This window comes from uncultured Abyssibacter sp. (assembly GCF_964000955.1).
Lineage (GTDB): Bacteria > Pseudomonadota > Gammaproteobacteria > Nevskiales > OUC007 > Abyssibacter.
On sequence record NZ_CAXFCL010000286.1, the window covers coordinates 21,582 to 31,344 of the forward strand.

The following is a 9,763-nucleotide window of genomic DNA, read 5'->3' on the forward strand; positions in this document are numbered from 1 at the left end:
CCTGCTCAGGCCAGCGGCATGCACCAGAATGGCGCTGTCGCGATGCACCGCCTCGATGCAGCCATCGGTTTTTGTCGAAACTAAAGCTGGTTTCGGTAGGTTAGTGCTTCAGTCAGGTGCATCCGGCCGATCCGGGCGTGGTTCTCAAGGTCGGCGATGGTGCGGGCCACGCGCAAACTGCGATGCAGGCCCCGGCCTGACAGGCGCAGGCGCTCCGCGGCTTCGACCAGAAATCGCTGATCCTCGGGTGTCAGGCTGGCGTGTTCGTCGAGCAACGTGCCGGCAAGCTGATGGTTGGCCTGGCCTTGCCGCTCGATGGCGCGCGCGCGAGCGGCGATGACGCGTGTCCTGACGGCTGCGCTGGATTCCCCGGAGCCAGTTCGGGACGCCAGTTCGCGCGTCGGAACGCGCGGGACGTGGATTTGCAGGTCGATGCGGTCGAGCAGCGGGCCGGACAGGCGGTTGCGGTAGCGGGCAATCTGATCGGGGGTGCAGCGACAGGATTGCTCTGAATCACCCGCATAGCCACAGGGGCAGGGATTCATTGCCGCGACCAGTTGAAATGCGGCGGGGAACTCGATCTGCTGGGCCGCCCTGGAAATCACGATCCGCCCGCTTTCCAGGGGCTCGCGCAGCGCCTCCAGCACCACGCGCTGAAATTCGGGCAGTTCATCGAGAAACAGGACGCCGGCATGGGCTAGCGTGATTTCTCCGGGGCGTGGCGGGGCGCCGCCTCCGACCAGCGCCGCCGCGGACGCCGTGTGATGCGGGGCGCGAAACGGCCGACATCCCCAGCGCTCCACGGCAAACCCGTCCCGACCGATGCTGAGAATCTGCGCGGCTTCCAGCATTTCCGGCTCGCTCATGGGCGGCAGGATGCCGGGCAGTCGGTCTGCCAGCATGGATTTTCCGCTGCCGGGTGGTCCGATCATCAGCAGGCTGTGCCCGCCGGCCGCGGCGATCTCGAGGGCGCGACGCGCCTGATGCTGGCCCAGGACCTCGGCGAGGTCCGGCGGGCTGACCGCTGCGCTCCCCGCGCAGGCTGGCGACGCCTCCGGGAGCTCCCCTTCCTGCTGCAACCATGCGCAGATTTCCAGCAGGTGCGCCGCGCGTAGAACCCGGGTTCCGGACGACAGTGCCGCCTCGGCGGCATTGTCTTCGGGCACGATCAGCGTCGCGCCCCGGGCGCCAGCACGCACGCTGGATGACAGCGCGCCACGGACCGGGCGCAGCTCCGCCGACAGCGACAATTCCCCCAGCAGTTCGCAGTCTTGCAGTCGGTCACCTGCGACCTGGCCACTGGCGACGAGGATGCCGACCGCGATCGCAAGATCGAAGCGTCCGCCTTCCTTCGGCAGATCCGCTGGTGCCAGATTGACCGTGATGCGGCTGGCCGGCATCTGAAAGCCGGCATTGACCAGCGCAGCCCGGACCCGGTCCTTGGATTCACGGACCGCGGCTTCCGGCAGGCCGACGATGGTCATGCCGGGCAGGCCGCCGGCGACGTGCACCTCCACCGCGACCGGCGTGGCATCCAGGCCGTTCTGCGCGCGGGATGCGACGGTCGCCAGGCCCAAGCTTCAGCCGCGTCCGCGTTGTCGGGTTTCGAGTGCTTCCAGCCGTGATTCCAGCGCTTTGAGACGTTCGCTGGTGCGCGCCAAAAGGGCGGCCTGGGCCTCGAACCGGTCGCGGCTGACCAGATCCAGTCGCTCCAGCTGGCTTTGCAGAATCGCCCGGAAGTTGTCCGTCAATTCATGACGCAGGCTCTTGAGCCCGGGCGGCAAGGTCATCGCCAGCCGCTGGGCGATTTGGTCGATCTGTCGCGTGTCCACGCTGATGTGATCCGGAAATGTGAGTTTTCCAAGTCTACAGAACGCGGGCCGCACAGCGTTCGCTCCCCATCGAAAACTCTGGCACGCCCGTTGCGTTCACCGTCCGTGCTGTTCAGAGCCGCGGGATGACGGCTCTACCACCACACGAAAGGAGCAGTCATAACCATGAAATTACTCGTAGCAGTCATCAAGCCCTTCAAGCTCGACGAAGTGCGCGAGTCTCTTTCCGAAGTCGGGGTCCAGGGAATCACGGTCACGGAAGTTAAGGGATTCGGTCGGCAGAAGGGTCACACAGAGTTGTATCGCGGCGCGGAATACGTCGTGGACTTCCTGCCAAAGGTGAAGATCGAGGTCGCCGTCGACGACGAGCAGCTTGATCCCGCCATTGAAGCGATCAGCAAGTCCGCTCACACCGGCAAGATCGGCGACGGCAAGATCTTTGTTGTGCCGCTGGAACAGGCCATTCGTATCCGAACTGGCGAAACGGGCAAGGACGCACTCTGATCGATCGCGATCAGGTTGTCTTCATTCAACCCTGAGCACAGGACTGAATCATGCAAAACGAAATTTTTGAGCTGCAATACGCGATCGATACCTTCTACTTCCTCGTGTGCGGTGCGCTGGTCATGTGGATGGCCGCCGGCTTCGCCATGCTGGAAGCGGGTCTCGTTCGCTCCAAGAACACCACCGAGATCCTCACCAAGAACATCTCGCTGTTCGCCATCGCCTCGATCATGTACCTGATCTGCGGCTACGAGCTGATGTACGACGGAGGCTACTTCCTGTCCGGCGTCACCACGGTAGCCGGCATGGACGATGAAGCCGTTGCCGCCATCCTGGCCGCTTCCAACGAAGCCGGCTTCGGTGACATGGGCGAGTACGCCGGCGCATCGGACTTCTTCTTCCAGGTCGTGTTCGTCGCCACCGCGATGTCCATCGTCTCCGGGGCGGTCGCCGAGCGCATGAAGCTCTTCGCGTTCCTGATCTTCGCCGTCGTCATGACGGGCCTGATCTACCCGATGGAAGGCTCCTGGACCTGGAACGGCGATTCCGTGTTCGGTCTGTACGAGCTGGACTACAGCGACTACGCGGGCTCCGGCATCGTCCACATGGCGGGTGCGGCTGCCGCGCTGGCCGGCGTCCTGCTGCTCGGCCCGCGTGCCGGCAAGTACGGCGCTGACGGCAAGGCCAAGGCCATCCCGGGTGCGAACCTGCCGCTGGCCACGCTGGGTACCTTCATCCTGTGGCTGGGCTGGTTCGGGTTCAACGGTGGCTCCACGCTGAAGCTGGGTGGCATCGGTGTCGCGAACGAGGTGGCGAACGTGTTCCTGAACACGAACACCGCCGCCGCCGGTGGCCTGGTGGGCGCGCTGATCGTCGCCAAGGTCCTGTTCGGCAAGGCCGACCTGACCATGGCGCTGAACGGCGCACTGGCTGGTCTGGTTGCCATCACCGCGGATCCGGCATCGCCGTCGCCGCTGATGTCGACCATCGTCGGAGCCATCGGTGGTGTCATCGTGGTGTTCTCCATCATCGGTCTGGACAAGCTGAAGATCGACGATCCGGTCGGCGCCATCTCCGTTCACGGTGTGGTCGGCTTCTTCGGTGTCATGGCGGTCTGCGTGACCGGCGGCGCCAGCGTTGTCGGCCAGCTGGTCGGTGCGGCCACAATCTTCGTCTGGGTCTTCGTGACCAGCCTGATTGTCTGGTTCATCATCAAGATGATCATGGGCATCCGCGTCTCCGAAGAGGAAGAAGCGGAAGGTGTCGATATCTCCGAGTGCGGCATGGAGGCCTATCCGGAGTTCGCGCCTTCGGGCAAGTAAGCGACTACATCAACCTGCCGCCGGTTGCCGGCGGCAGGTTCGGTCGGGAAAAGCGGGCGTTCAGCCCGCTTTTCTTTTGCCTATCGAAACTGTTCCGGGTGCTGCTGTGCCGCTTGAGCGCGGTGCTACACTCGGTGTGCGTGCTCGAATTCGGGCCGTCCAGTCATTCATGTGCGACAAGGAGCCGCTCAGATGAAGATGATCAGCGCGATTATCAAGCCGTTTCGTCTCGATGATGTCCGTCAGGCATTGTCCGAGGTGGGTGTGCAGGGGATGACGGTGACCGAGGTGAAGGGATTCGGTCGGCAGAAGGGGCACACCGAGCTTTATCGGGGCGCCGAGTACGTGGTCGACTTTCTCCCCAAGGTCAAGATCGAGATCGCGGTGGAGGACGGCATGATCGACAACGCTGTCGAGGCGATCATGACCGCGGCCAAGACCGGTCAGATCGGCGATGGCAAGATTTTCGTGCAGCCGCTGGAGCAGGTGCTGCGCATCCGCACCGGAGAGCAGGGCGCGGACGCCGTCTGAGGCGTCGTCGGCGACCTTGCCGCAGCCAGCGAGCGCGGTCATGCGATACCGTGGGGCGGTCATGGGTGTGTGCCTGCTGTTCGGCGTGGTGACCGCGGCGCCCGCGGCGGTCTACCGTTGGGTTGATGACAGCGGACAGGTGCACTACAGCGACACGCCACCCGCATCCCGCACCGACACGGTGACGTTCTCGCCAGGCACCGCCGCCGATGCCGCGGAACGTCGTGCCGAAGCCGAGGCTGAGCGATCGGAACTCGCCCGGCAGGCTCGATGTGACGCCGCCAGGGAACAATTCGAGCAATACCGGACGGCGGTTCGGCTGGTGGAACGGGATTCGCAAGGAAACGAGCGGGAACTGACGGCGGATGAACGGGCTCGTCTCGTGCAATCCGCCCAGACGAGGGTTGAGTCTGAATGCGAGGGGCCCGAATGAAGTCGATGCTCCTGTTGATGGTGGCGATCGGAATCGCACTGCCGGCCAGCGCGTGGGCGGTGGGTGTGTACCGCTGGACCGACGCATCGGGGCAGGTTCACTATTCCGACCAGCCGATTGCCAGCGCGCAGCGGGTCAACGCGGCGCTGCTGAAGTCGCGTGAGATCAGGGCGCTTCCGATCAGCGCGGTCCCCGAGCGCTTTCGGACGACCGTGCGTCGACAATGCGATGCCGCGAAGGATCGGGTGTCGATGTACGAGCGCGCCGTGGTGGTCTACGACCAGACGGCGACCGGTGTGACCTACAGCCTGACGCCGGATCAACGGCGCAAGCGGCTGGCCGAGTTCCGTGCCCAGCGCGATCGCTACTGTTCCCGCGGGGCGACGGAAGCACTCTGGCGGGAACGCCTGGAACAGGCCGAGGCGGAAGCGGAGGAGCCGGAGGGCGCGTCGATCCGAATCCGCGGCAGCCTGATCAGTCGGAACTGATCAGCCGCCGGACCATTGGTGGCACCGCGAACGCGGCGGCGTGGGTCGCGGGGTTGTAGTACTGCAGCGCCGAGGCGAATGAGGTTGTCGCGTCGGACCGTGGTGCCGACAGCTCGCCCATGTGGGCGATGGTCGCACTCCACCAGCCACTGGGATAGATCGGCTGGGGGAAGAACAGCGGCGTTGTCGCCTTGAATCCGGCCTCGCGCATCGCCTCACCCATGGCCTTGAAGATATCGGCATGGATCAGCGGCGATTCCGATTGCTGGATGAACAGCCCGTCGTCGGCGAGGGCTTCCCGGCAACTGGCGTAGAACGCCACGTTGAACAGCCCTTCGGCGGGACCCACCGGGTCGGTGGAATCGACGATGATCACGTCCAGGCTGCTTTTCGGCGCATTGCGGATCCAGGCGATGCCGTCATCGAAGGCCAGCGTGGCTCGCGGATCATCGTTGGATTCGCAGAGCTCCGGAAAATACTGTTCGGACAGGCGCGTGACCCGCTCGTCGATATCGATTTGCGTGGCCTGCCGGACGTCCTGATGTCGCAGCACCTCCCGCAGCGTGCCGCAGTCGCCTCCGCCGATGATCACCACGCGTTCGGGATTCGGATGCGTGCTGAGCACCGGGTGAGACATCATCTCGTGGTAGAAGAAATTGTCGCGGGTGCTGACCATGGTGCAGCCGTCGATCACCATCAGGTAACCCCAGCGCTCGGTCTCGAAAATCTCGATGTGCTGGAACGGTGTCTGTTCCGCGTGAACCCGCCGACCTTTCAGCGAAAAAGCGCTGGCGGCGGACTTCTCGACTTCGGTAAACCACTGGTCAGCGTTTAACATCGCGAATCCATTCTGAACGGGGCGGCTAGTGTACCGTCCCGTGACCTCGCCACCTTCGGATCAGGGCCGGATGCCGCACGCAACATGGACGGTGGACGACAGTCGTCGTCTCTACAACCTCGCCACCTGGGGCGACGGGTATTTCGACATCACGGAGGCCGGTGAGCTCAGCGTCGGTGCGGGCTCCGACCGGCGCGTCAGCCTGAGCGAGGTGGTCAACGCGCTGCCTGGCTCCGGATTGCGCCTGCCGGTATTGCTGCGCTTCTCGGAGGTGCTGCGCGATCGCGTGCAGCGGCTTTGTTCGGCCTTCGACCAGGCCTGCGAGGATCTCGACTACGCGGCCGGTTACACCGCCGTCTACCCGATCAAGGTGAATCAGCAATACAGCGTTGTCCGCGAGATCGTCGCCTGCGGTGGCGATCGCGTCGGCCTGGAGGCCGGCAGCAAGCCGGAATTGCTCGCGGTGCTGGGCATGGTTCGCGAGGGCGGCACGGTGATCTGCAACGGTTACAAGGACCCGGAATACGTACGCTTGGCGTTGCACGGGCTGCGGCTGGGCATCCAGGTCACGCTGGTCGTGGAGAAGCTGTCCGAGCTGGGCGTGATCCTGGCCGAGGCCAAGGCCCTGGGTGTGCGGCCCCGTATCGGCTTGCGTGTCCGTCTGGCGACCCTGGGTGCGGGCAACTGGCAGAACACCGGCGGTGAGAAATCCAAGTTCGGTCTGCCCGCCGGGCAGTTGCTGGACGCGGTGGAGCGGCTGCGCGAGGCCGGCATGCTGGATTGTCTGCATCTGATGCATCTGCATCTGGGCTCGCAGATCGCCAATGTTCGCGACATCCAGAACGGCATGCGCGAGGCGGCGCGGCTCTACGTGGAGTTGCGCGGGCTTGGCGCGCCCGTCGATTGTGTCGATGTCGGCGGAGGCCTGGGCGTGGACTACGAGGGCACGCGGTCACGCAGCTTCTGCTCCATGAATTACTCGGTTAACGAGTATGCGCACAACATCGTCCGGGCGCTGGCCGAACACTGCGCGCAGGCCGATGTGCCGGCGCCGCATATCATCAGCGAATCCGGCCGGGCGCTGACCGCGCATCATGCCGTGCTGGTCACGTCGGTGGTCGATACCGATTCCGGCGTGCTTCCCGAGCCCGGTGAGCGACCCGACGACGCTCCGCTGCCGCTGACTGATTTGTGGCGCGTCTACGACGGCATTGACGAGTTGCCGCCGCTGGAGGTCTACCACGACACCGGCTATTGCCTGGCCGAGGCCCATGCGGCCTTCAATCACGGGCAGATGTCGCTGAGCGAGCGGGCCCAGGCCGAGCGGCTGGCCTCCGCGGTCAACCGCCGGCTGCTGGCGCGGCTGAATCCGGACATCCCCGCCCACCGCGAGGCGATGCAGGACCTTGCCGTGCGGCTGGCCACCAAGTACTTCCTCAATCTCTCGGTGTTCCAGAGCCTGCCGGATGTGTGGGGCATCGATCAGGTCTTTCCCATCGTGCCGATCGCGCGCCTGGACGAGCAGCCGGCCGAGCGCGTCACGCTTTGCGACCTGACCTGCGATTCCGACGGGCGCATCGACCAGTACGTCGAGCAGAACGGGCTCACCGAAACCCTGCCGGCGCACGGGCTGCGCGACGGTGAAACCTACTGCATGGCGATCGCCATGGTCGGCGCCTACCAGGAGATTCTCGGCGATCTGCATAACCTGTTCGGCGACACCGACACGGTCAATATCGAGGTGGACGCGACCGGCGCCTGGCGCTTCGAAAGTCCCGAGCCCGGCGACCGCACGGACGAGCTGCTGTCGCTGGTGCATCACGAACCCGAGCGCCTGCTGGATTGTTACCGGGAGCGCCTGCAACGCTCCGGGCTCGGCGAGGACGACCAGGCGGAGATCCTGGCCGGCTACCGGCATGCGATGCAGGGTTACACCTATCTCGACCCGCTGGACCTGCGGCGGCCAGACCGGACATCAGGAGCAACCGCATGAGTAACTCCACTGCCGATACCGGCTTCATCGGGCTGGGCGCCATGGGCGAGCACATGGCGGCGCATCTGGCCGCGGCCGGCCGGCTCGCCGCGGTCTACAACCGCAGTCCGGCGCGTGCCGCCGCGTTCGCCGAACGCCACGGAGTGACGGCGGCCGAATCGGTCGAGGATCTGGGCGCCGCCTGCGCGACCGTCGTGGTCTGCGTGTCGGCTGATGATGACGTGGAACAGGTCTGCGAGCGTCTCGCCGGCAGCATGGCGGCCGGCGGGCTGGTGATCGACTGTTCCACCGTGGCGCGGGACACCGCGATTCGCGTTGCCGCGCGTCTCGCCGAACGGGGCATCGCCTTCGTCGACGCGCCCGTGTCCGGCGGCACCGAAGGCGCGCGCAAGGGCAGCCTGACCATCATGGCCGGTGGCGATGACGATGCCTTCGCGCGGGCGCGGCCCACGCTGGACATCATGGGGGAACGCATCCACCACATGGGGCCGGTGGGCGCCGGCCAGGCCACCAAGGCGGTGAATCAGGTGCTCTGCGCCGGGATCAACCGGGCGGTGACCGAGGCCGTGGCCTTCGGCGAAGCCCTGGGGCTGCCGATGGAGCAGGTCGTGGACGTCGTCGGCAGCGGCGCCGGAGGCAACTGGTTCATCAACCATCGCGGCAAGACCATGCTGCGCGACCAGTATCCGCTGGGCTTCAAGGTGGCCCTGCACGCCAAGGACCTGGGCATCTGCGCCGCCATGGCCGACGCCGTCGGCGTGCCGCTTCCGCTCAGCGAGCAGACCCGCGCCGATTACGCGCGGTTGATGGAGGCCGGGCATGGCGACGAGGACATTTCCTCGCTCTACCGGCTGATCCGTCCGCCAGCCTCGCCCGATTCAGACGCCTGATCCGGCGCGGGCGCGGGCGATGGCGGCCCGGACCTGCGCGGGTGCGGTACCGCCGATGTGATCGCGCGCCGCCACCGAACCCTCGACGGTGAGCACGGCGTAGACATCGTCGCCGATCGCATCGGATTCGGCCTGAAGCTCGGCCAGCGGCAACTCGGCCAGATCGCAGCCGGCCTCCGTGGCGCGGCGCACGCAGCGGCCAACCACGGCATGGGCGTCACGAAACGGCACGCCGCGCATGACCAGATAATCGGCCAGGTCGGTGGCGGTCGCGAAGCCCTGGGCCGCGGCGGCCAGCGCCCGGTCCTTGCGCACGGTCAGTGCGCCCACCATGGGCGTGAACACGCGCAGGCAGGCCAGCACGGTGTCGACGGTGTCGAACAGCGGCTCCTTGTCTTCCTGGTTGTCGCGGTTGTAGGCCAGCGGCTGGCCCTTCATCAGCACCAGCAGCGTCTGCAGGCTGCCGATGACCCGCCCGCTCTTGCCGCGGATGAGTTCGGCGATATCCGGGTTCTTCTTCTGCGGCATGATCGAGGAGCCGGTGCAGAAGGCATCCGGCAGGTCGATCAGGCCGAAGGCGGCGCTGGTCCACAGCACCAGTTCCTCGCACATCCGCGACAGGTGGACGAGCAGCAGGCTGGCGCTGCCGCAGTATTCGATCGCGAAATCGCGATCGGAGACGGCATCCAGCGAGTTCTCGCAAACGCCGTCGAAGTCCAGCAAGTCGGCGGTGATGCCGCGATCGATCGGATGTGGCGTGCCGGCCAGGGCCGCGGCGCCCAGCGGCATGCGGTTGGTGCGCCGGCGCGCGTCGGCGAAGCGTTCGGCATCGCGCAGGATCATCTCGCGCCAGGCCAGCATGTGATGGCCGAAGCTGACCGGCTGCGCCACCTGCATGTGCGTGTGGCCGGGGAAAATCGTATCGGCCTCCC

General features: G+C 65.8%; 11 protein-coding genes. 7 read left to right on the plus strand and 4 right to left on the minus strand.

The genetic code is table 11. The features are described 5' to 3' along the window. Positions 1 to 80: 80 nt before the first annotated feature. The gene (locus tag ABNS06_RS13725; RefSeq protein ID WP_348675156.1) at positions 81 to 1,577 is read right to left on the minus strand and encodes a YifB family Mg chelatase-like AAA ATPase; all 1,497 of its coding nucleotides are present in this window, start codon (positions 1,575 to 1,577) and stop codon (positions 81 to 83) included. 3 nt (positions 1,578 to 1,580) lie between these two features. Beyond that, the gene (locus tag ABNS06_RS13730; RefSeq protein WP_348675157.1) at positions 1,581 to 1,832 is read right to left on the minus strand and encodes an accessory factor UbiK family protein; all 252 of its coding nucleotides are present in this window, start codon (positions 1,830 to 1,832) and stop codon (positions 1,581 to 1,583) included. A gap of 165 nt (positions 1,833 to 1,997) precedes the next feature. Between ABNS06_RS13730 and glnK the strand changes: the two genes are divergently transcribed. From glnK to ABNS06_RS13755, 5 genes are all read left to right on the plus strand, one after another. Next, the gene (gene glnK / locus ABNS06_RS13735) at positions 1,998 to 2,336 is read left to right on the plus strand and encodes a P-II family nitrogen regulator (protein WP_348675158.1); all 339 of its coding nucleotides are present in this window, start codon (positions 1,998 to 2,000) and stop codon (positions 2,334 to 2,336) included. 50 nt (positions 2,337 to 2,386) lie between these two features. Further along, entirely contained in the window at positions 2,387 to 3,658 is a 1,272-nt protein-coding gene (locus ABNS06_RS13740) for an ammonium transporter (protein WP_348675159.1), read from the plus strand. Between the two features lie 192 nt (positions 3,659 to 3,850). Continuing rightward, a complete protein-coding gene (locus tag ABNS06_RS13745; RefSeq protein WP_348675160.1) occupies positions 3,851 to 4,189 on the plus strand; it encodes a P-II family nitrogen regulator in 339 nt (112 codons plus the stop codon). A gap of 40 nt (positions 4,190 to 4,229) precedes the next feature. Then, positions 4,230 to 4,622: a DUF4124 domain-containing protein gene (locus ABNS06_RS13750; protein ID WP_348675161.1), complete on the plus strand. Its 393-nt coding sequence runs from the start codon at positions 4,230 to 4,232 to the stop codon at positions 4,620 to 4,622. Next, positions 4,619 to 5,110, plus strand: a complete 492-nt coding sequence (locus tag ABNS06_RS13755; RefSeq protein WP_348675162.1) for a DUF4124 domain-containing protein — start codon at positions 4,619 to 4,621, stop codon at positions 5,108 to 5,110. Before ABNS06_RS13750 ends, ABNS06_RS13755 begins: the two co-directional genes overlap by 4 nt. On the opposite strand, the gene speE is transcribed toward ABNS06_RS13755, so the two are convergent. Continuing rightward, positions 5,097 to 5,948: a polyamine aminopropyltransferase gene (gene speE / locus ABNS06_RS13760; RefSeq protein WP_348675163.1), complete on the minus strand. Its 852-nt coding sequence runs from the start codon at positions 5,946 to 5,948 to the stop codon at positions 5,097 to 5,099. The genes ABNS06_RS13755 and speE overlap by 14 nt on opposite strands. A 70-nt stretch (positions 5,949 to 6,018) precedes the next feature. On the opposite strand from speE, the gene speA reads away from it, so the two are divergent. Both speA and ABNS06_RS13770 read left to right on the plus strand, forming a co-directional pair. Beyond that, on the plus strand, positions 6,019 to 7,941 hold the full coding sequence (gene speA, locus ABNS06_RS13765; RefSeq protein WP_348675164.1) for a biosynthetic arginine decarboxylase: 1,923 nt from the start codon (positions 6,019 to 6,021) through the stop codon (positions 7,939 to 7,941). Further along, a complete protein-coding gene (locus ABNS06_RS13770; RefSeq protein ID WP_348675165.1) occupies positions 7,938 to 8,831 on the plus strand; it encodes an NAD(P)-dependent oxidoreductase in 894 nt (297 codons plus the stop codon). The genes speA and ABNS06_RS13770 overlap by 4 nt, the downstream gene beginning before the upstream one ends. On the opposite strand, the gene argH is transcribed toward ABNS06_RS13770, so the two are convergent. Next, positions 8,820 to 9,763: argininosuccinate lyase (argH, locus tag ABNS06_RS13775; RefSeq protein ID WP_348675166.1), on the minus strand; the 944-nt coding region annotated here is incomplete at its 5' end. The genes ABNS06_RS13770 and argH overlap by 12 nt on opposite strands.

What these genes read in the sequence shown, in the direction of transcription:
- glnK (WP_348675158.1), top strand. Translation starts at nt 1,998, where the DNA reads ATGAAATTACTCGTAGCAGTCATCAAGCCCTTCAAGCTCGACGAAGTG.
- ABNS06_RS13740 (WP_348675159.1), top strand. Translation starts at nt 2,387, where the DNA reads ATGCAAAACGAAATTTTTGAGCTGCAATACGCGATCGATACCTTCTAC.
- ABNS06_RS13745 (WP_348675160.1), top strand. Translation starts at nt 3,851, where the DNA reads ATGAAGATGATCAGCGCGATTATCAAGCCGTTTCGTCTCGATGATGTC.
- ABNS06_RS13750 (WP_348675161.1), top strand. Translation starts at nt 4,230, where the DNA reads ATGCGATACCGTGGGGCGGTCATGGGTGTGTGCCTGCTGTTCGGCGTG.
- ABNS06_RS13755 (WP_348675162.1), top strand. Translation starts at nt 4,619, where the DNA reads ATGAAGTCGATGCTCCTGTTGATGGTGGCGATCGGAATCGCACTGCCG.
- speE (WP_348675163.1), bottom strand. Translation starts at nt 5,948, where the DNA reads ATGTTAAACGCTGACCAGTGGTTTACCGAAGTCGAGAAGTCCGCCGCC.
- speA (WP_348675164.1), top strand. Translation starts at nt 6,019, where the DNA reads ATGCCGCACGCAACATGGACGGTGGACGACAGTCGTCGTCTCTACAAC.
- ABNS06_RS13770 (WP_348675165.1), top strand. Translation starts at nt 7,938, where the DNA reads ATGAGTAACTCCACTGCCGATACCGGCTTCATCGGGCTGGGCGCCATG.